Source organism: Paenibacillus sp. FSL F4-0097 (assembly GCF_038593125.1).
Lineage (GTDB): Bacteria > Bacillota > Bacilli > Paenibacillales > Paenibacillaceae > Paenibacillus_AQ > Paenibacillus_AQ odorifer.
The window spans coordinates 112027-132954 of the sequence record NZ_CP151965.1; the positions used below are offsets into that span (position 1 = coordinate 112027).

Consider the following 20928-nt stretch of genomic DNA (forward strand, 5'->3'; position numbering starts at 1 on the left):
ACCTATCTCATACACGGGCGTTTTTGGTTGCTTGGCTGGTTACTTTTTCTCTGAGAGCCAGAGTGCGACGTTGGCGATCTCTTCAGGAGCTAGCTTCTCCTTAAAGGAAGGCATTTGGCCACGTCCTTTGGTGACGATGCTGTAGATTTCCTCAGCGTCATGCTGACCGCCTTCATTCTGAAGACTTGGTCCAACTCCACCTTGAAGCTGATCGCCGTGACAGGTGATACAGCTGGCTTTCACGGTTGCTTCTGCCTTTGCGGCGTCCAGTTGAACTACCGGCATCGTGGGCTTATTTTCTTCTGCTACCTCTTCTTTACCCGGAAGTGTAAACATGAGTACTACCGCAAAGGCACAGGCGGCAAAAAACAAACCGCTCATGATCCATTTCTGCATCCCAATTCGTCCCTTCTATGTAAGCTGCTCCCTACATTATAGCTTATGGTGAAGCGTTATCATAGGGTTTGTGACAAAAAAATGAACGAGAATACAATCATTCTTATGAAATATCTGGTATTTAATATCATTTGTCATAGACCATGCAATAAAAAGGTTTGTCTCCTGTAGGTGTGCGGCGTTCATACGTATCTGTAATCGTAAATCCACATTTTTGATAAGTTCGAATGGCGCGTTGGTTCCAGGTCAGGACTTCCAGATCTATCTCACGATCAGGATAACGACTCAAGGCTGTCTGGACGATGGCATCTACGAATAGTTTGCCTAAACCATGGCCGCATAGATCGGGGCGCATCCCAACTCCTAAACGGACGACTCCTTCCATCGGGAACAACTGTGCGAATCCGCACAAAACCTTATTTTCATTTAATATGGAGATATATTGTTCCTCCCGGAGCTGCGGATCACCAAACTCGATGCCAAGAGCCTGCATCTGCTCCCACGGCATCCAGCCATAAATATTATATGGGGGCGTATAGCTCCACTTACAAATAGCTTCTCCGTGAATTGCCTCCATAGGAACAACATGAAAAGTTACCGAGGGGTTTATCATAAGGTCAACGATCTCCTTTCACGAGGACATTGCTATATTACTAATTATATACAAAATGGGGGAGGTTCGACTCAGAAACTTTATATGAGGGGAATGTTTTACAAATTATGAGAGGGGTAAATAAGTAATAAGACAAAAAAACAAGCTCTCCTCCAAGAGTACCTTGGAAAAGAGCCTATGTACGTTATTTATTGCACATCATCATTGTCTTCCGATTCAGCAGCAACCGATTGGTAAGCGTCTGTGCTCATAATGCGCTTGGCACCAACGTAGCGTTTCACGTAGTAGCTATCACTCAGAGAGCTAATCGTAACACCGCGTGAGGTAGAAGCGTGTGCGAACTTACCTTCACCGACATAAATGCCGACATGGGAGACACCTTTGCCACTTGTATTGAAGAATACAAGGTCTCCGGCTCTTATATCATCACGGGAGATTGCTGTGCCCATTTGATATTGGGAACCTGATTGGTGTGGAAGGTTAATGCCAATCTTATCAAACACATACATTGTAAATCCGGAGCAATCAAATCCGTTAGTGGATATACCGCCGGATACGTATTTAGTACCGATGGCCTTGTCAATCACTTTATCCATTTTGGAATCTGCGAAAGCGCTTCCTGCTCCGATGGTGAGGATGATGGAAAAGCTTAGTACTGCTGCTGCTAACTTCTTCTTCAAAAGTGTATACCCCTTCCAAATGCCTACGAGGTTAGCTTAAGGGTTCGGTTGAAGGTCCCCTATGACCCCTCTATATAATGGAGGTCAATTCACCCAAAGTTGGTTCCCCCGTTTTCCTAATAGTTAGGAAACTCGGCTCATACTGTTGATTAGGATTAGCTTGTAATCAATACATGACAAAACCTTTGTAAATAACAACTTAATGATTACAAAAATGTTACTAAAATCTCACTGCGCTAATTGTAACAAACAGAAAGCCGCTTGGCAATCGTTTTTAACATATTAATGCAGAAAAATTGGCATTTTTACGGTAGAAAGGCATATGTAAGCGTTAATAATGACCTAATTTTTAATATAATTGCAATTTTTATCAAATAAACGTGTTTCAATTGGGCTCTAATAGTGTAAAAATATATTATGGAATAAAGAAAAACCCGAATTTGATTACGGGCATAATCAGATTCAGGTTCATATAGTTGTAATTGTGAGGTTATAGTTGTGAGGAAGGTTTCAATCGAAGGCTACAGCTTGATAAGCTGAAGTACTCATTACTCTTTTAGCGCCAACATAACGATTGGCCCAGTAGGCCTGACTGAGTGAAGTGATGGTCACTCCACGCGAAGAGGACGATTGTGCGAATTTTCCGTTTCCAACATAAATGCCGACATGGGATACTCCATTGCCAAGTGTGTTAAAGAACACTAGATCACCAGAACGCAGATTGCTTTTGGATACAGCAGTTCCAACGCTATATTGAGCTTTTGATGTACGAGGTAAAGTAAGACCCACATTCTTGAATACATACTTTGTAAATCCAGAGCAATCAAATCCGGCAGTGCTTGTACCTCCGGTTTTATAGGCAACTCCAATAGTCTTTGAGATTACAGAGTCCATTTTAGAGTCGGCAAAGGCGCTTCCTCCACCAATAGATAATGCCATTACAAGTCCTAGCGCCGCAGCGACGCATTTTTTTCTTAAATTATGTCTTTTCAAAAGATGTACTCCTTCCAAGGCCTGCGAGGTTAGCTTAAGGGTTCGGTAGAAGATTCCCTATGATCCCTGTAAAGCGAGATCAATTCACCCAAAATATGGTTCCCCCACTTCCCGGTGCAAAGGAATTAGGCGTGTTAAGCACCAGAGAATGACGTTTCGACAGTTACACTTACGATAAATACATTTAGTTATGTAGGAATCGTTTCAATTGATTACAAAATTGTTACTAATAGCACAGGACTTATTGTAACAGAGCTTTTACGATTTTGCAAATACTCTTAAGTTATCCGTAATGAGAAAAAGTCCCAGCTCCTGAATACAGGAATTGGGACCTTTTTATTATGTCAAATAAGGTTGATTTATTGTGGAAATGCTTTGCTACGCCATAGATGATATTGTGCAGAGATTCCCCACATTTTTAAGAGCGTAGAAGGTAGTGGTGAGATTTGCCGTATTATAAGTGCCGGTAGGCCGGGACAGAACAGACCCGTCAGTCCGCACACTAGCAGTAAGAGCAGGCCTCCCGCCCCAAGTACAATGGAAACACCTATAGCAGGAATCAGTGACCGCAAGCAGATGATCAGTGAGGAGAACATTCCTGTACCGCCGGTGTAACCAAACTGCATATATAGAAGAAACAGGCGCACGATAAAAATATATATAAGCCATGCCAATACGTATGGTACTAAATGAAGTAACAAAGCGTAGTTAAACAAAGAGGATAAGAACAGCCCGTACATTTTTGGAGCAAGCCAGTAAAGCGGCAGCAGGGTCAGCACCCATTCGATTAGGCTAAAGACTAAGACAGGTAGTCCATAGATCTTCATGCCAGGGAAAAAGAACAGTCCACGCTCGCCCTTTCGCTCCTGGTGGAGCTCATGCAGCAATCCTGCCCTTATGAAAGGGGAAAGCAGAAGTCGCAAGACAACAAGCGCCAGAAGCATCCATAACCAAGTGCGTATCGCAGGGTCCGTATTCAAGCTGAACTGTCCCTCGATATAATACAACAGTCTGCCCATACCGCTGCCTCCGGCGTCTTTATCCGGATAGCGCAGTAGAATTGGAATAATAGCAGATCGGATGAAACCATACATAAAGTAGCCCCAGATCAGTCGGTAGATGAAGAGCAGAATTAAAATATAAAATTGCTCCTTCATGCTTTGCCAGCCGCGGGTTATCGATGTTCTCACAATCATTCACCTCACCAGACAAGAGTTCCGAGCACGGTTTCAAGTAGTTTAGTTACACTTAATGTCCAGCGAGAGAGCGTCTTGGGCTCTATTTCCGCCAGCCTAAAGTTGTTTAGATGTTTGCTCTCCAATAAGATGGAATGTTCAGGGTCAATCTCAGCAGAGAGAAGAGGCTTATCGCTTAACAATTGAAACGTAGTCTCTGCTCCTTCACCGTTCCAGACCCGCTGCACCGAAGAGCTGTCGGCGAATGTGAATTTCACGGGAACATCAACGTAATGGCTCCCTTTGTTTGAAATCTTCACTAATGATTCGTAGCTTGGAGCATCGCCGCTGTTATTTTTTTTAAAAGTAATCGTATCTACTGAGAAGTCAGGCGCTCCATCACCATAAATGTAATCATCGAAATAGGCCTGCCATGATTTTTTGGTTACCTTCTCAACGACTTTCTGAAAATCTGACGTAGCAGGATGCTGGAAACGGAACTTACGAGCGTAGGAGGACATGATGTTGTTCATTGCTTTGGTACCTACCTGGCGTTCGATATCTTTAAGTACAAGCTTGCCGCGGATATAAACATTTCGGCTATAGGAATCCGCCCCTGCATATTTCCACGTTTCCAGATTTAACGGCTCAGGTATAGTCACCAGGCTGGCCTGTAAAGGCAAATTAGACTTGATACCGTATTCTTGCTCCATAAGTCTGTCTTCGGCATAGGAAGTGAAGCTTTCATCCAGCCAGGCCTCCTCGAATTCATTACTGGCTACCATACCGTAGAAGTATTGATGGCCGATTTCATGAATGACGGTTCTTTCAAGTGAGGTATCTGGAGAAGAATCCGCGGCCCCAAAGGCTGTAATAAGGGTAGGGTATTCCATTCCTCCAGCACCGTTGCCCTCCTTAGGTGGGACGACAATAGACAGCGTAGAGTAGGGATAAGGACCATACCATTTGCTGAAGTAGGTCAGGGCAGCCTTGGCAGCCTGAAGGTAACGCTCTTTTAAATCTTTGTGTAGTGGGTCGAGATACACCTTAATTCGTACTCCAGGCACCTCCGGCGTAGAGAAGGCTTCCTCAGCTACTGTAAAATCAGGGGAAGCGGCCCAAGCGAAATCGTGGACATCATCGGCGTAGAACTGATATATTTTCTGATCTTGTTTGAGCTTGGCATTTTTTACAGGAAATCCGGTCGCTGCCACCGTATAGTTGGAAGGGACGGCAATCGTTACATTAAAGATGCCAAAATCACTGTAAAACTCAGAAGTCCCGTGATACTGATGCAGGTCCCAGCCTTCTTCTTTAACTCCGCGTGTGCCCTTAGGCTCGTATACACTAAGCTTAGGAAACCATTGCCCAGCCATAACGAAGTTACCTGAAGCACCCATGCGAGCAAAGATTTTGGGCAGCTGGACTTCATACTGAAGCTTAAGTGTTACACTTTCCCCACCATTAACAGGCTGAGGAAGATGTACCTTTAGGAGCGTCTTATCGTTGATATTGCCGTCATCAGGTTGGACATATTGCACTCTTTGCATTAGCGAAGTTCCTTCTGTCGTGCGCAGATCGGTCAGCGTCATATTTCCGAAGCCGTTCTCAGGCATGCTGTCGCCTCTGAGCGTCCCCCCGGATTCCTTCATAAAGGTGGTATCTGATGAGGCAAATGCATTTGGATACATGTGAAAATATAAATCACTTACTGGCTTTACTCCGGGGTGTGTCCAGGTTACTGTCTCAGAAGCTTTTAAGGTTTCTGTGTCAGGAACAAGCTGGACATCAATGTGATACTCGACTACCCGCTGGCTTAAAGCCTCCTCTGCCGGGACGGGCGCGCTCTCAGGCAATACCTGCTGTGGTACGGCTGCAGGCGCTGTGCCGCTGGAGGACTTGGCCTCTTTTGAAGCAAAGCTAGTAACAGAAGCTGTAGAGCTATCCCCTGAAAAGGCCCATATTCCTCCTCCTAGCAGCGCGAGGATGGCCAGGGTCGCAAAGATGATGTACTTTAATGACAGTGACTTCATAGTGTGATTCCTCCCGTGACAAGCATCTACGGGATGTATATGTTTGCAATCGCCGCATTATTAGCTAAAATTAAATTATTCGTAAGAGGAAGGGTGTGCACTCGTGGACAACATACAACCGGAGGGCAAGAAACAGATTGCCTTAAATATTGTGAACGCTAAAAGTAAACATAAAGGCTTTGGAGCAGGCTCTATAGATCTCAACAACGTTTCACCTGTCATTATTGATGGTGATGTGGCGGTTATTGATATCGGTGCCATGCATGCCAAGAGCAAAGTGGAAAAAGGAATTAAATTTTCCATGAATCGTGAAGATGTACCGAATGGAAGACAGGTTTGGGTGGTATGGGTAGCGGTAGACCGTACATTGGAAGCTCAATTTTATGGTGGAATCACAGCCTGTGAAATGTGGATTGATACAGAAGCGCGCCGCGGATGGAAAATTCTTGCCGAGCATGTCAATAAGCTGGATGCAGCTCTTAAACGCAAGATCGATGTGGCAGGGCTTGGAGCCATTGAGAAGTCGGCGCTCAAATCCCTTCTGATCTCTCATAATGAAGCATGGTGGAATGCATCCTCAGATGAGCTTAAAGCTGCACTGACTGAATAGTATAGGAGCCTCCAGAAGGGTTATCCGATATAGAAAAAGCTTCGACCTCCGGAAATAGGAGCGTCGAAGCTTTTTTAATTTATGATTTGCTTGTGCTGCTAAGCTTGCGTTTGAGCTGACTCACTCTCGCTTGGCTAATACCGAGGATTTCTGCAAGCTCTTTTTGGTTGGCATAGGGATGATCTTCAATAGCTTGTTCTAGGCGTTGGCACATTTCCTCTGTCTTTGACTTTCGGATACTGGTGTTTTGCTCCGATGCCTCAACAACAAAATCTTCACGTGACTCTGGCAATTGAGACATGCGTTCAGGATCGACAATTTCTTTTAGACAGTTGCTACAAATAAACTGCTCTTTATAGTAGGTGACATGGTCGTGGCTTCTGCAAAATGTACACTCTGTCGAGGTGTACTTCCTAAGGACGATGATTTTTTCGTCTAAAACAAAAAATTCGATAGGATCACCAATGTCGATATTACGCGTCATACGGATTTCTGCGGGAACCACAATTCTCCCAAGACTGTCTAAACTCCGGATCATGCCTGTATCCTTCATCCCATGTCCCTCATTTACATCATTATATTTTGGTTTCTAATAACTATTATAGCAGTAATTGAGAGTTAAGAGAATGGGGTAAGCATAATAAATAAAACGGTTACATCCCTTGTGCGATAAGTGATATTTGAGTTTGGCAATCCTGTTGTTACTACAATATATAACTTATAAAAAAGGAAAAACCCCTTCAATATAAATGAAGAGGCTAATTCAACCACCAGCGTTTAATGTTCTTCCACAGGGAACGGTTTTCTTCAGCAGAATCTACCTTACTTTGTGTGTCATCGACAGCAGGAGCGGAGCCTGTGCCATGCAGTTCGCAGTATTCGGTGGGCTCAGTTCCACTAATAAAAGTTTCCAGTTCTTTGTCGGGACATGCTGCTGTAGCAAGTTTGCCGGATTGCGGATTGACGTATACGCTGACTACTCCATCTGGAATAGGGAAAATTTTTGGAGGGACATTTTCCAGCGCTTTTTCAGTAAATTGGGCGAAAATGGGGGCTGCGCGCCGTCCGTCGGTAGTTGCGATGTCGCGCCCCTTGTCGTAACCAACCCAGACTGCAGTTGATAGCTCCGGGGTGAAACCTACCATCCAGCCATCTGTATCCGTGGTGCCGGTCTTGCCGGCTACCGGACGTTTGATTATCGAAGCCACACGATTACCCGTCCCCCCAGTCTCGAATACTCCCTCCATTAAACGAGTCAGTACATAGGCAGCTGAAGGTTCTACGACGGTTACTCCTTTGGGTTGAGGTGCTTCATACAGGACCATGCCATTTGAATCGGTTATTTTTAGAATGGCTGTGATCGGCATTTTCTGACCGCCGTTTCCAATTACAGTGAAAGCTGCAGCCATTTCAAGCGGACTGATCGGTGAAGTGCCTAGTGCCAGTGAAGGTACGCTTTGAAGTGGACTGTCAATGCCCATCTTCGCAGCCATCTCGCTTACTTTATCCGCGCCGATCTTCATAATTGTATTAACAGCATAGATATTATCGGATGCTGCGATAGCTTGCCGCATATTAATTTCACCCAGATACTTATCCCCAAAGTTTCGGGGCTGATACGTTTTGCGGTTGTTATCATAATGAAACATCGTTGGCTGACTATTAAAGACCGAAAGTCCTGTCATCTCTTTGGATGAGAGTGCGGCCAAATACATAATCGGCTTAAAGGAAGAACCCGGCTGGCGTGTGGTGGCCAAAGCATGATTGTACTGGTTGGTACGATAATTTTTTCCGCCGACCATTGCTTTGATGTAACCGGTGCGAGGATCGATGGATACAAGTGCAGTATCCAGATCACTAGTTTGATCCATCTCTTTGTCAACGGCATTTTCTGCGGCATGCTGCATGTCAGGGTCAAGGGTGGTATAGACATTTAATCCGCCTTGCTCCAGCTCATCATTACTGATGTGGAGAGACTCTATGGCCAAACTGCGGATATAATCCCGGAAATAAGGCGCAACTACAAGCGTATCCTTTTGTCCTTGCGGCTTGAAGTTTAAGTTCTCCTGGACGGCTTGTCCCGCTTCTTCCTGAGTGATATTGCCTAAATTGGCCATGACGGTCAGGATGATTCTCTGGCGCTTTTTAGCATTGTCCATGTGGTTGTAAGGTGAATAATAGGTAGGTCCCTTTGGAATCCCAGCCAGCATGGTACTCTCTGCCAGGTCTAAATCCGCTGCAGATTTACCAAAATACATCCGTGAGGCTGCTTCAATGCCGTAAGCACCGTGGCCATAGTAGATATTATTTAAATACATGTTCAGGATTTCATCTTTGCTGTATTTCATCTCCAACTGCATCGTATAGACAGCTTCTTTAGCCTTGCGCGTCCATGTTTTTTCATGGGATAGGTAGAGGTTACGTGCGAGCTGCTGAGTTAGCGTACTAGCACCCTGCGACCGGTTTCCCTCTTCCAGATTGACTAGAACAGCTCGCGCCATCCCCTTCAGATCAAATCCGGAATGTTCATAAAATTTACGATCCTCGACTGCTAGTGTAGCTTCAATGAGCAGGGGAGAAATTTGACTTAATTTGACGGGTTCGCGGCTGCGGCCGTCTGAGGTAAAGGTGGCAAGAATATTGCCCCGGGAGTCAAACAGCTTGGAGCGCACATCATCGCTAATCGGTGGAAGATCTTTTTGATATAGATAACCGAGCAGAGCTCCGGTGGTTAATACAAATAATATGATCAAGGCTGCCAGCAGCCGAAATAAACGCCGGAAGCGGCTTTTTCGTTTCGGTGGATTCGTTGATTCGCGTGTCATGGCACCAGACTCCTTTCTCTCATATTATGGGGAAGGATCTGGAAGGATATTCATTAGGGATATGGAGGGTAACAAATTGTTTCTATTTTGTGATTGTTTAAGGTAGATAGGCCATCATCTCTGGCGGTATAACAGAGTAGGGATTGTAAGTAAGGGTATATACATATTAGGAGGTGTCATCATGAAATGGACGAAAAAGATTCATAAGACGACAATAACCGCCCTCTCGGCGACGCTTATTATGGTATCAGGCTGGAGTGCACCAGTAAGTTCTGTACATGCTGCGGCTGCACCAGAACCAGAACCAGCGACTTGCGGCACAGGAGATCACGGCTTGCTACAGGCCCTGCAAAACAAGCACTCAGGTGATATATCCACACCGCTTAGCTTTTCTGATGTTCAGTTTTTGAAAGGGAATACCGGACGGGCAGCAGGTAATGGATTTATGATTGGTACCTCTGACGGAGGCTGCCATTTTCAAGAGATCTATCAAGGCCAATGGAGCTTCAAACAATTCGATTTTCCCGATAATGTACATGGCTTTGCTCTTGCTTCTGTAGAGGAGGGGCAGGCTCAATATTTAATCGGTACCTCTAACGGTGGCTCGGAGTGGAAGAGACTTTCGAACAAAGCCGTCAGCTTTGAAAGAATAAATTTTATCGATAGTAAGAAAGGTTTTGCTTATGAGAGAGCCGCAACGTATCACACCAAAGACGGGGGGCTGAGCTGGAGTAAGATTTCCACCCCACCCAATACAAGAGGTGCTTATTTTAGTGACCGGAATACCGGCTGGGCGGTTGTAATCGTGCCGGGAAGCGGGTATCGGGTAATGAAGACCACAGATGGAGGGGCAACTTGGAGCCTTTCACTTAAGGCGGCTTTTGCCGAGCCCGAGTTTGGACAAATCTCCGCTAAGGGAGATCAGGTCGCTGTAGTGCTCTATGGCGGTACGGGGATGAGTCAGACCTCCTACTCGCTGTATGAAAGTGCGAACAGGGGGAAAAGTTGGAATCGTGTGATCGCTCAGGAAACTGCGGGCGGCGGACCTGCGCCAGGAAGTGGCAAGGCTGAATTCAATAAAGGGCCAGCTGCTGGCAAACCTGGGAACCTGCAGCTTGTGGGAAACAGCACCTCCTTTTTAGTGGGGTTTTCCCCAGCAGCAGAGAAAGTGGCGGTTGGACGCTCTTATAACGGCGGTAAGCAATGGACTAATCTTCCGGCGCTCGCTGGTTATGAGGGGGTAATCTCCTTCACTAGTAATAAAGAGGGCTGGCTCGCCATCCGTGAGCTTGATTACTCTTCCTTGTATGTGACCAAAGACGGCGGAGCTTCATGGGAACGCAGGTTTTCTTTGAAAGTGATGACCCAATAATTCTTTACAGTGCAAGAATATAAGGGTCCGATGTATTGTGAAAATCGCAAATAGACAGCAGAGCAGCGATTCTCCGGATACTTGGGGAATCGCTGCTCTGTATTTTTGTCGTTGGTATCTTTGCTTGCTTCAATAGTACCCTTATCAGTGCCCTAATCAGATCCCTCATCCTCGGAGGGTTACGGACCCAGATGACGTTATTTGCAAATTTTCGGCCTTTGGGATAGAGTTTCGGACTCCAGTAACACTATTCTCTAGAAAGAGGTTCACATGGGTTGTTTTTTAGGCTAATAGCGACTATGAAGTCCGTTATCGCACCAAATATGGAATCATACTGCGCATAGGGTCATTTATGTCCGATAGGTGCTTGGTAGGTGCAAATATTATCGAAGTAAATGATATACATAGAGAATGGACGTTCAAAGTGTGCTTTTAATCATCAATATGGTAATATTTTATGTGCTTATGAAGATATGCTTGATTCTGTATTGAAATGCTTCTTTGAACTGGATTATAGTGTACAATGGGAAAGCGAAATAGGCCTTTGATTAATATAAAAATGTTTAAGCTTTGCCATTAGACGTTTTTCTTATGCAGAATGCAGAGGCTTGCAGAATGGAGGAACGTGTGATGCCTGAAATACAGTCTGACAAATATGATGTCTCTATTACGCTCGTGAGCCTTCAAGATGGTCAGCGAAATGTTATGGAAGCGAATGGAGAAGTAACATCCAAAGGACCGCATCTATATATTCAATATGAAGAATTAGAGCAGGGTCCTCGCGGGGAGGAAGTTTCTGTTCGTACAACGATAAAGATTGCAGGTAATCAACTGAAGCTAATCCGCCATGGCGGGATTCAGTCAGAGCAGAGCTTTGAAGCTGGACGGCGTCTGCCAGGATTCTACCGCTCGCCATATACGCAGTTCAATCTTTCTACGGAAACGAACAAGCTGGAAGTTGTGCGCGAAGGGCGCTCTTTAACGGTTGCCTGGGAATATGATTTGTACGTTTACGAGGAATTGACAGGAAAGTTCGCTATTAGTTTGCATATACAGGAGGAACCGAAATTATGACACATAGTAAGAATCCGTTAGAGCTTGTAAATGAACGGGTAAAAGAAGCCATCGCCGATGCGATTGTGAATGCTGGGCTGGTTGCACCGGAAGAGGTTCCGGATATTGTACTGGAAGTACCAAGAGATAAGGCGCACGGTGATTTGGCTACGAACGCTGCTATGCAGCTGACCAAAATTGCTAAACGTAATCCACGCCAGATTGCTGAAGCTATTATTGAGCATTTGGATACGAGCAGAGCTTCTATTGAGAAAGCGGAAATTGCAGGACCAGGCTTTATTAACTTTACCCTGTCTAAGAACTACTTGTACCCAATCATCAGCCTTGTTGCTGAGCAGGGGGATGACTATGGCCGTATTAATCTGGGTCAAGGTCAGAAGGTTGAAATGGAGTTCGTCAGTGCCAATCCAACAGGTAGCCTACATTTAGGGCATGCCCGTGGTGCTGCTGTCGGTGATGCGCTGTGTAATGTGCTTGATTATGCAGGTTATGAGGTGACCCGGGAATATTATATTAATGATGCCGGTAACCAAGTGGCTAATCTTTGTAAATCCATTGAAACCAGATACCTGCAGGAGCTGGGTCAAGAGGCAGAAATGCCGGAAGATGGTTACCATGGTGAGGATATTAAGGGTTTTGCGAAGGAGCTTGTGGCAGAAAAGGGCGATACCTTGCTCGAGATGAGCCCTAGTGAGCGCGCTGCTTTTTTCCGGACCTATGGACTTAATAAAGAGTTGGATAAAATCAAACGTGATCTAGGTCTTTTCCGTGTAAACTTCGATATCTGGTTCAGTGAAACCTCGCTGTATGAGAACGGAGAAGTACTGCGTTCGCTGGACGAGCTCCGTGATCGTGGAGAAGTGTATGAGCAAGATGGGGCAACCTGGCTGCAAACGACAAAATACGGCGATGATAAAGACCGTGTCTTGATCAAAAATGACGGCACATATACCTACCTTACCCCGGATATTGCTTATCACAGCGATAAGTATGGCCGCGGTTACGATAAAATGATTAACATTTGGGGCGCTGATCACCATGGTTATATTCCGCGGATGAAGGCGGCAATGTCAGCCCTTGGCAATGATCCTGAGAAGCTAGTGGTTCTGATTGCTCAGATGGTCAGCCTGTTCCAGAATGGTGAAAAGGTCAAAATGTCCAAACGTACCGGCAAAGCGGTTACGATGGAAGATTTGATGGAGGAAGTAGGGATCGATGCGATTCGTTATTTCTTCACCATGCGCAGCATGGATTCTCATCTTGATTTCGATATGGATTTGGCGATCTCTACTTCTAATGAAAATCCTGTATTCTATGTTCAATATGCGCATGCGCGTATTTGCAGTATTTTCCGTCAGGCAGAGGAGCAAGGGATTTCTATCCCTGATTACGCTGAAATTGACTTCTCCAAGCTGACAGCAGTGCATGAATATGACCTGCTGCGCAAAATTGGTGAGCTCCCGGCAGAAATCGCTGTTGCGGCTGAAGGTTATGCTCCACATCGCCTCATTCGTTATGTATATGAGCTGGCTGCGATGTTCCACAGTTATTACAAAGCTGAACGTGTAATTACTGAGGATGCTGCTCAAACCGTGGCGCGTCTTGCTCTGCTTGGCGCAACACGTACTACTATTGCCAATGTACTGCGTCTTGTCGGAGTTTCTGCACCGGATCGCATGTAAATCAACAGCAAACGACAAAAAATCCGCCTTCCGGTTTCCTGGGGGGCGGATTTTTCTTTGCTGCCGATCTTCGCACCGGCATCAGCTGCGCTAACGTCAGAGTGACCCACCCGGTGCCCGGGCGGGGTCTACACGTTCGCGGAGACCGAACGCTTCGCCCTTACTCCTGCTCTCAGCAGGCGTAGGGCATCGGCAGAGCCGCCGCCTAAGGATGCGCGGCGCTGCCCCTTACGCAGCCGCACCGGGGACGCGGTGCGGCGCAAGAGCAGCTTCAGCTCCCTTGGCGTGAGGCCCGGTCGCAGTGCGAGCAGCAGTGCTGCGGCTCCCGTGACATGCGAGGTCGCCATGGAGGTGCCGCTCATTTCTTTGTAGCCCTCCTTCAGCCAGCAGGAGGGCACGCCTTCGCCGGGCGCGTATACATCGATATATGAACCGCGATTGCTGAAGCCGGCAACCCGGTGTCTTTTATCGATGGCGCCCACGGCTATCGTCTCGGGATAACGTGCGGGATAGTCCCCGCCACGTTTGCCGTCATTCCCAGAGGAGGCAATGACGGCGATTCCGGCCCGATACGCTTTTATAACCACATTGTGGAGCGCCTTGCTTCTAGTCTTCATTCCAAAGCTCATATTAATGACGTCGATTCGGTTCTGGACACACCAATCAATACCTAGCACAATATCGGATACATAGGCTGATCCACTATGATCAAAAGCCTTGACTGGATATAGCAGCGCTCGCGGCGCCACTCCCATCATTCCGCGATTCCCCCCTGCTGCCGCTAAGGTTCCGGCGATATGAGTTCCGTGCCCATTATCATCCAGCGGCAGCATTCCGCGGTGTAGTAGGTTGACTCCAGTGGCTAATGAATGCTTCAGATCGGGATGACGGTAATCCGCGCCGGTGTCAATGACGCCGATTTTGACGTGAACTCCGGTTGATTTAGACCATGCCTGAGGAGCATGAATCGCTTTCACCCCCCATGGGAGCGCTGCGATTCCGCTTTTTTCGTTAGCTATGGAATGGATTTGGATTTGCAGATCGTCCTCGACATTTAGAAGGTCTGCAAATCGGTTCATCAGCTTTCCGGCGGCAGCGGGCACGAAGAAGGCCCGAATCAGCGGAGATACCTGTACTTGCCGCAGCTCGGGCTGCTTTGCTTTTAGAGCCTTCCATTGTGAGAAAGCTCCGGCATACTGGCGGGGATCGTTGAAGGTAAGAATACGCCGCTCACCATTTTTTGGGGCAACCGATATTTCTTCAAGAAGCATGTTCCAAAATTTGTAATAGTCCATAGGTTTCGCTGTCCCTCCTCGGTGCCCTGCTGCCATATTGTATGAGCGGAGGGAGGGGTCCGAATGGGAACTTGCCCTTTTTTAAGGAAATGGGCTGCCCAGCGTGTCAAAAGACGGCGCTTTACATAAAATAAACAGAAGAGATTAAAACTCTCTTTGTAACATCCCGTAAGGAGCCGATCCTTGGCGTGGATACAGTCATGCGCGGAGGTCTTCCTCCGCCTTTTTAAATCCCATTTCTAAAAACTTTGGGTGCGGCGAACCTTGCTACAATTACATATCAACTCTTCTTGATGAAGACAGGTTTCCTGTATGGATAATAAGCAGGAGGCTTTTTCTGTTGGACGGTTCTTGCATTTGACTTGCATTTTGTTGTTAAATAGGTTTTACTTAGTTTTGTTAATGGATATTATTGAAATAAACCGTAATGTGAACAATGCGTGAGAGGAAGTGTCCTTTAGTGAGTACGCCACTCAATTTAAAGCTAGACCCTGAGAAAGTTAAAGAAATGCCAATGGTGGATCTTGCCTTTCTGGTGCTTAAAGCAGCCAATACACCGTATTATTACCGTGATCTGATGGTCGAGGTAGCCAAGTTACGCGGCATGACCGATCAAGAAAGCCAAGATACTATTGCCCAGTTATATACCGAGATTAACATTGACGGGCGTTTTGCCTGTGTCGGAACCAACCTTTGGGGACTGAAACGCTGGTATCCTCTTGAGCGCTCCGATGATCCGGTTGGTAACACTAAACGGGTGCGCATCATCAACGATGAAGACGATGATTTGGAAGATGACGATTTTGCTGATGAAGAAGAAAACTACACAGCTGAAGAAGAGGATTTCGACGCTATCGATGAAGATCGCGACGACCTCTATTCTGACGACGACAGCGAAGAAGAAGTCGACGAAGATGTCGTGATCGATGAAGATGACATAGACGAAGACGATACGGACGAAGACGATGCAGAAGATGGCGACGATGAAGATTCCGAGGATGACAAGTAAGATCAATAATCAGAAGAGTCTTGTCTGTGGCATAATTCCTCCCTTGACAGTGGGGGATCGTCAGAGTAAACTATTGCATGGGCTTATCATGTAAGTTAATAAACGTGTTTTCTAAAATAAAAAGTGCCCCGGTTCTACGGGTGTCACTTTTTTGTTTTTTTAGATGCAAAGTAGCTGTAGATTAATGGAATTTGAGGGATGACCGTTTATGTTTTCCCCGGTGAATTAAACTTTTGATTTCCCCTGTTTTGATGATAGTAAAACGGGTTACGATAAACACCATGTGCCGCTTTTATGTTTGGACTTTATTTAGGAGGGTTTTACAGTGACAAAGTATATTTTTGTAACGGGTGGCGTTGTGTCTTCCCTGGGTAAAGGCATTACCGCCGCTTCGCTGGGCAGGCTGCTCAAGAACAGAGGTCTAAAGGTAACGATTCAGAAATTTGATCCGTATCTTAACGTAGACCCTGGAACAATGAGCCCTTACCAGCACGGAGAAGTCTTCGTAACGGATGACGGTGCAGAGACTGACCTTGACCTTGGGCACTATGAACGGTTTATTGATATCAATCTGTCGAAGAACAGCAATGTGACGACAGGTAAGATCTATTCATCCGTAATCAGCAAGGAACGTCGTGGAGAGTACTTGGGTGGAACTGTACAAGTTATCCCGCATATTACGAATGAGATCAAAGAACGCGTGTTCCGCGCGGGCCGCGAGACCAACTCTGATGTTGTTATCACAGAGATCGGCGGTACTGTAGGGGATATTGAAAGTCTTCCGTTCCTGGAAGCGATTCGTCAAATCAAGAGTGATATTGGCCGGGAAAATGTGATGTATATCCACGTAACCTTGATTCCTTATATCAAGGCTGCTGGAGAAGTGAAGACGAAGCCGACACAGCATAGCGTTAAAGAGCTGCGCAGTATCGGTATTCAACCGAATGTCATCGTGTGCCGTACGGAATATGAGCTTTCCGCAGATATGAAAGCCAAAATCGCACTCTTTTGCGATATTGATGCTAATGCTGTTGTGGAATGCCGCGATGCTTCGACGTTATATGAAGTTCCATTGAACCTTCGTGATGAAGGATTGGACGAGATTGTTGTTAATCATTTGAAGCTTACAACACCTGCGCCAGATATGCGCGAATGGGAAAGTATGCTTAGCCGGATTCAGAAATTAGAGAAGACAGTAGAAATCGCAATTGTAGGTAAGTACGTAGCACTGCATGACGCTTATTTGAGCGTTGTTGAATCACTTTCACACGCAGGTTTTGCTGCGAATGCAGAGGTTAAGATCCGCTGGGTGAATGCAGAGGAAATTACGGATGAGAACGTGGACGAAATGCTGCGTGGTATTGGCGGTATTCTTGTTCCTGGTGGTTTCGGTGATCGGGGAATCGAAGGTAAAATCTCCGCTATTCGTTATGCCCGTGAGCAATTGATACCTTTCTTTGGAATTTGCCTTGGAATGCAGGTTTCTGTAATTGAGTATGGCCGTTCTGTTCTTGGACTACAAGGTGCAAACAGCTCCGAAATCGATCCAAATACACAATATCCATTGATTGATTTGCTTCCTGAGCAAAAAGATATTGAAGATATGGGTGGCACTATGCGTCTTGGGTTGTATCCTTGTAAGATTATTCCGGACTCTCTGGCAATGTCTTGCTATGATGATGAACTGGTATATGAGCGTCATCGTCACCGGTATGAGTTCAACAATACTTACCGTGATGAAATTGAAAAAGCGGGACTGGTTATCTCCGGAACTTCTCCGGATGGCCGTCTAGTTGAGATCGTAGAGCTTCCAGAGCATCCGTGGTTCCTCTCGGTTCAATTCCACCCGGAATTCACTTCACGTCCGAACCGTCCGCAACCGCTATTCCGTGAATTTGTCAAAGCCTCTTTGACGCATTCCGAGCAGCAGTAATTTATACACAGACAGAAAGAACCCATCGGTTCTTAAATAGTCTAAGAGAGCCTTCATCCGAAGGCTCTCTTTTTGTATTACCCTTTAATAGAAATATTGTAACTGACATTTATTTCATTTTAGACTCTTTATTTACCCATTTTATCCAATTAGCAGGATTTGGACAGTAAAGCACGAATAATAGGTTTCGTATGGAGTAGTTTCTAAAGGGGCCGGTCGCTGTGGAGAGCGCGGTATAGTCAATCTGCCTTAATTTCTGGGAGGGTATCGTATGGAAAAGAAGAAAGTATTAATTGTCGATGATCAGAACGGGATCCGGATTCTTCTTATGGAAGTGTTCAATAGTGAGGGATATACAACATTTCAAGCGGCTAACGGAAAATTGGCATTAGACATTGTTCGCAGCGAGTCACCCGATTTGGTCTTACTCGATATGAAAATACCGGGAATGGATGGACTCGAGATCCTGAAGCATCTAAAGGAGATCAATCCGTCCATTAAGGTCATTATGATGACGGCATATGGTGAACTGGACATGATTAAGGAGGCGACCAAGCTAGGGGCGTTAATGCATTTTACAAAGCCGTTCGACATAGACGAAATGCGCGTAGCGGTAAACATGCATCTTCATAACAAGTCTGTGGATCAATGCAGTTAGAACGGTGATTTCTGTATCGGTCCTATTTCGCGTGGTGACTCCGAAGAGGATGAGTCTAATTGCTATATGGGCTGGATAAAAATCGTCCCACCGGGACATTTTTTTGTTTACCCTATTTAGTATTTGACACAGGATGTGCTATAATAAGCCTGTATGTGATGTCGGTTTAAAAACATAGCCAACCAACATTCTTAGGAGGATGAAACCATGCCATTAGTATCTATGACAGACATGTTGAACAAAGCACTTGAAGGAAAATATGCAGTAGGTCAGTACAACATTAACAACTTGGAGTGGACTCAAGCTATTCTTGGTGCCGCTGAACAAGAAAAATCACCAGTAATCCTTGGTGTATCTGAAGGCGCAGCACGCCACATGGGCGGCTTCACTACTGTTGTTAAAATGGTTGAAGGTCTAATTATTGACATGAATATCACTGTTCCTGTAGCTATCCACCTTGACCATGGATCTAGCTTTGATAAATGTAAAGCAGCAATTGATGCTGGATTTACATCCGTAATGATCGACGGTTCCCATCACCCAATCGATGAGAACATCGATATGACTAAAAAAGTCGTTGAATATGCTCACGCTAAAGGCGTTTCTGTAGAAGCTGAAGTAGGTACTGTTGGTGGACAAGAAGACGACGTTATCGGCGGCATCATGTATGCTAAGCTTGATGAGTGCGTACGTATTGTGAAAGAAACAGGTATCGACACCCTGGCTCCTGCACTTGGTTCCGTTCATGGACCTTACCATGGCGAGCCTAACCTCGGATTCAAAGAAATGGAAGAAATCCGTGACGCTACTAACATCCCAATGGTTCTTCATGGTGGTACAGGTATTCCTGAACATGACATCAAGAAAGCCATCTCCCTGGGTACTTCCAAAATCAATGTGAACACTGAGAACCAAATCGTGTTCGCAAAAGTTGTTCGCGAAGTTCTAGCTGCTAAACCTGATGCTTACGATCCACGTACATTCATCGCACCAGGTCGCGATGCAATCAAAGAAACCGTTATTGGTAAAATTCGCGAATTTGGATCCAACAACAAAGCCTAATCATTGTAGCTTCCGCCTCAGGTGGACAAGCAATTTGTTAAAGGATAGGGCTATTACTCTGTCCAGTTGAATAGTTTGATGAGGAAAGCACACCGCTTAGCCGGTGTCTTTCCATTTTCATCACTAAAAGTCCACAGCACGTATTGCCCACCCAGCTGCAATACACGTAGGGGGAAATTGATAAATCTATGGAAAAATTAATGATTGGCGGTGGACGTCCGCTAGAGGGCGTTGTAACCATCAGTGGAGCAAAGAATAGTGCCATTGCGCTTATTCCTGCGGCAATTTTGGCCGAATCTGAAGTTGTTCTGGATAATTTACCGTCCCTTAGTGATGTAGCCGTTTACTCCGAAATCTTGCAAGAGCTTGGCGCTAATGTATCCTGGTCAGGCAATCAGATGAGAATTGACCCTTCACGTATTGTATCTATTCCAATGCCCAATGGGCCGGTTAAGAAACTTAGAGCTTCGTATTATATGATGGGAGCTCTGCTTGGAAGATTCAAAGAAGCGACAATAGGTCTTCCTGGTGGCTGTAATTTTGAACCTCGTCCAATTGATCAACATATCAAGGGATTCGAGGCTTTGGGAGCAACAGTTACCAACGAACATGGTTCTATCCACTTATATGCAAAAGAGCTACGCGGTGCGAAGATTTATCTGGACGTATCAAGCGTAGGTGCCACTATAAACATCATGCTGGCGGCTTCACGAGCCAAAGGCTCTACAATTATTGAAAATGCGGCTAAAGAGCCTGAGATTATAGATGTAGCTACCCTATTGAACTCTATGGGCGCTGTTATTAAAGGCGCTGGTACAGAAACCATCCGGATCGAAGGGGTCTCGGAAATGCACGGTTGCCGTCATTCCATTATTCCCGATCGGATTCAAGCAGGAACTTATATGATTGCCGCTGCGGCTACGCGTGGTAATGTGTTGATAGATAATGTTATTCCTAAGCACTTGGAAGCCTTAACAGCCAAGCTTTTAGAGATGGGCGTGGATATTGAAGAGCTTGATGAAAGTATCCGAGTTATAGGTAGAGCTAATTATGAACATGCAGATGTTAAAGCACTGACCTATCCTGGATTTCCTACAGATTTACAATCTCCTATGACAAGTATGCTGACACAGGCAGAAGGGGTTAGTGTGCTTAGCGATTTCGTCTACAGCAACCGCTTCAAGCATGTGCCAGAGTTGGTAAGAATGGGCGCAAAGATTCGTGTTGAGGGCCGATCTGCAATTATTGAGGGCAGTAAACTTAATGCTGCAAAAGTAAAGGCAGCTGATCTGCGTGCGGGTGCAGCCCTTGTCATTGCCGGGTTAACAGTAGAGGATGGTATTACAGAAGTGACCGGCGTAGAGTATATTGATCGTGGTTATGATAATTTAGTGAGCAACCTTCGGCAACTTGGTGCTCATGTTTGGCGTGAGAATGAATAATATTAGGATATCCCGCTTGGAAGGAGTATTAATTTGCGGACAAACCGCATATTTCCTTCCATTTGGGGTAATACTA

18 protein-coding genes and 2 riboswitches are annotated in these 20928 nt (G+C 45.7%); of the genes, 9 read left to right on the forward strand and 9 right to left on the reverse strand.

The genetic code is table 11. The annotated features are described in order from the left end of the window. Positions 1-39 precede the first annotated feature (39 nt). The 6 genes from MHH86_RS00530 to MHH86_RS00555 form a co-directional block, all read right to left on the reverse strand. Positions 40-396: a cytochrome c gene (locus MHH86_RS00530; protein ID WP_036679962.1), complete on the reverse strand. Its 357-nt coding sequence runs from the start codon at positions 394-396 to the stop codon at positions 40-42. Between the two features lie 127 nt (positions 397-523). Next, positions 524-1009, reverse strand: coding sequence for a GNAT family N-acetyltransferase (locus tag MHH86_RS00535; protein WP_076142534.1), 486 nt, complete (start codon positions 1007-1009; stop codon positions 524-526). A gap of 188 nt (positions 1010-1197) precedes the next feature. After that, the gene (locus MHH86_RS00540; protein WP_232061490.1) at positions 1198-1650 is read right to left on the reverse strand and encodes a C40 family peptidase; all 453 of its coding nucleotides are present in this window, start codon (positions 1648-1650) and stop codon (positions 1198-1200) included. Between the two features lie 44 nt (positions 1651-1694). Beyond that, positions 1695-1837, reverse strand: a riboswitch (cyclic di-AMP (ydaO/yuaA leader). A gap of 362 nt (positions 1838-2199) precedes the next feature. Then, the gene (locus MHH86_RS00545; protein ID WP_052097401.1) at positions 2200-2628 is read right to left on the reverse strand and encodes a C40 family peptidase; all 429 of its coding nucleotides are present in this window, start codon (positions 2626-2628) and stop codon (positions 2200-2202) included. Positions 2629-2685: 57 nt separating this feature from the next. Next, a riboswitch (cyclic di-AMP (ydaO/yuaA leader) is annotated at positions 2686-2824 on the reverse strand. A 217-nt stretch (positions 2825-3041) separates the two neighbouring features. Continuing rightward, positions 3042-3872 carry a hypothetical protein gene (locus MHH86_RS00550; protein WP_076179687.1) on the reverse strand — a complete coding sequence of 277 codons (831 nt, stop codon included), beginning with the start codon at positions 3870-3872 and terminating at the stop codon, positions 3042-3044. Between the two features lie 11 nt (positions 3873-3883). Beyond that, positions 3884-5890: a M1 family metallopeptidase gene (locus MHH86_RS00555; RefSeq protein ID WP_076179683.1), complete on the reverse strand. Its 2007-nt coding sequence runs from the start codon at positions 5888-5890 to the stop codon at positions 3884-3886. Positions 5891-5993: 103 nt separating this feature from the next. Here MHH86_RS00555 and MHH86_RS00560 point away from each other — a divergent pair, with 103 nt between their 5' ends. Beyond that, positions 5994-6500, forward strand: a complete 507-nt coding sequence (locus MHH86_RS00560) for a YwhD family protein (protein WP_036679953.1) — start codon at positions 5994-5996, stop codon at positions 6498-6500. A 79-nt stretch (positions 6501-6579) separates the two neighbouring features. Here MHH86_RS00560 and MHH86_RS00565 read toward each other — a convergent pair whose 3' ends face one another. Both MHH86_RS00565 and MHH86_RS00570 read right to left on the reverse strand, forming a co-directional pair. Next, the gene (locus tag MHH86_RS00565; RefSeq protein ID WP_076100082.1) at positions 6580-7053 is read right to left on the reverse strand and encodes an AbrB/MazE/SpoVT family DNA-binding domain-containing protein; all 474 of its coding nucleotides are present in this window, start codon (positions 7051-7053) and stop codon (positions 6580-6582) included. A gap of 205 nt (positions 7054-7258) precedes the next feature. Beyond that, positions 7259-9325 carry a PBP1A family penicillin-binding protein gene (locus MHH86_RS00570; RefSeq protein WP_076179684.1) on the reverse strand — a complete coding sequence of 689 codons (2067 nt, stop codon included), beginning with the start codon at positions 9323-9325 and terminating at the stop codon, positions 7259-7261. Between the two features lie 181 nt (positions 9326-9506). Here MHH86_RS00570 and MHH86_RS00575 point away from each other — a divergent pair, with 181 nt between their 5' ends. The 3 genes from MHH86_RS00575 (at position 9507) to argS (ending at position 13453) form a co-directional block, all read left to right on the forward strand. Next, the gene (locus MHH86_RS00575; protein ID WP_051491097.1) at positions 9507-10697 is read left to right on the forward strand and encodes a sialidase family protein; all 1191 of its coding nucleotides are present in this window, start codon (positions 9507-9509) and stop codon (positions 10695-10697) included. Between the two features lie 630 nt (positions 10698-11327). Further along, the gene (locus MHH86_RS00580; protein WP_036679946.1) at positions 11328-11771 is read left to right on the forward strand and encodes a DUF1934 domain-containing protein; all 444 of its coding nucleotides are present in this window, start codon (positions 11328-11330) and stop codon (positions 11769-11771) included. Next, positions 11768-13453 (forward strand): arginine--tRNA ligase, encoded by a 1686-nt coding sequence (argS, locus tag MHH86_RS00585; RefSeq protein WP_036679944.1) that lies wholly within the window; start codon positions 11768-11770, stop codon positions 13451-13453. The genes MHH86_RS00580 and argS overlap by 4 nt, the downstream gene beginning before the upstream one ends. Before the next feature lie 128 nt (positions 13454-13581). On the opposite strand, the gene MHH86_RS00590 is transcribed toward argS, so the two are convergent. Beyond that, positions 13582-14748, reverse strand: a complete 1167-nt coding sequence (locus tag MHH86_RS00590; protein WP_036679942.1) for a S8 family peptidase — start codon at positions 14746-14748, stop codon at positions 13582-13584. Positions 14749-15208: 460 nt separating this feature from the next. On the opposite strand from MHH86_RS00590, the gene rpoE reads away from it, so the two are divergent. From rpoE to MHH86_RS00615, 5 genes are all read left to right on the forward strand, one after another. Then, entirely contained in the window at positions 15209-15757 is a 549-nt protein-coding gene (gene rpoE / locus MHH86_RS00595; RefSeq protein ID WP_036679939.1) for a DNA-directed RNA polymerase subunit delta, read from the forward strand. A gap of 325 nt (positions 15758-16082) precedes the next feature. Beyond that, positions 16083-17690, forward strand: coding sequence for a CTP synthase (locus tag MHH86_RS00600; protein WP_036679937.1), 1608 nt, complete (start codon positions 16083-16085; stop codon positions 17688-17690). Between the two features lie 271 nt (positions 17691-17961). Then, positions 17962-18348 (forward strand): response regulator, encoded by a 387-nt coding sequence (locus tag MHH86_RS00605; protein ID WP_036679935.1) that lies wholly within the window; start codon positions 17962-17964, stop codon positions 18346-18348. 207 nt (positions 18349-18555) lie between these two features. Continuing rightward, positions 18556-19410, forward strand: coding sequence for a class II fructose-1,6-bisphosphate aldolase (fba, locus tag MHH86_RS00610; protein WP_036679934.1), 855 nt, complete (start codon positions 18556-18558; stop codon positions 19408-19410). A gap of 188 nt (positions 19411-19598) precedes the next feature. Continuing rightward, positions 19599-20852, forward strand: a complete 1254-nt coding sequence (locus MHH86_RS00615; RefSeq protein WP_036679932.1) for a UDP-N-acetylglucosamine 1-carboxyvinyltransferase — start codon at positions 19599-19601, stop codon at positions 20850-20852. Positions 20853-20928 lie beyond the last annotated feature (76 nt).

Coding starts and splice junctions, on each gene's coding strand:
- MHH86_RS00580 (WP_036679946.1), top strand. CDS start 11,328: ATGCCTGAAATACAGTCTGACAAATATGATGTCTCTATTACGCTCGTG.
- argS (WP_036679944.1), top strand. CDS start 11,768: ATGACACATAGTAAGAATCCGTTAGAGCTTGTAAATGAACGGGTAAAA.
- MHH86_RS00575 (WP_051491097.1), top strand. CDS start 9,507: ATGAAATGGACGAAAAAGATTCATAAGACGACAATAACCGCCCTCTCG.
- MHH86_RS00545 (WP_052097401.1), bottom strand. CDS start 2,628: ATGGCATTATCTATTGGTGGAGGAAGCGCCTTTGCCGACTCTAAAATG.
- MHH86_RS00555 (WP_076179683.1), bottom strand. CDS start 5,890: ATGAAGTCACTGTCATTAAAGTACATCATCTTTGCGACCCTGGCCATC.
- MHH86_RS00535 (WP_076142534.1), bottom strand. CDS start 1,009: ATGATAAACCCCTCGGTAACTTTTCATGTTGTTCCTATGGAGGCAATT.
- MHH86_RS00615 (WP_036679932.1), top strand. CDS start 19,599: ATGGAAAAATTAATGATTGGCGGTGGACGTCCGCTAGAGGGCGTTGTA.
- MHH86_RS00605 (WP_036679935.1), top strand. CDS start 17,962: ATGGAAAAGAAGAAAGTATTAATTGTCGATGATCAGAACGGGATCCGG.
- MHH86_RS00590 (WP_036679942.1), bottom strand. CDS start 14,748: ATGGACTATTACAAATTTTGGAACATGCTTCTTGAAGAAATATCGGTT.
- MHH86_RS00570 (WP_076179684.1), bottom strand. CDS start 9,325: ATGACACGCGAATCAACGAATCCACCGAAACGAAAAAGCCGCTTCCGG.
- fba (WP_036679934.1), top strand. CDS start 18,556: ATGCCATTAGTATCTATGACAGACATGTTGAACAAAGCACTTGAAGGA.
- MHH86_RS00565 (WP_076100082.1), bottom strand. CDS start 7,053: ATGAAGGATACAGGCATGATCCGGAGTTTAGACAGTCTTGGGAGAATT.
- MHH86_RS00530 (WP_036679962.1), bottom strand. CDS start 396: ATGCAGAAATGGATCATGAGCGGTTTGTTTTTTGCCGCCTGTGCCTTT.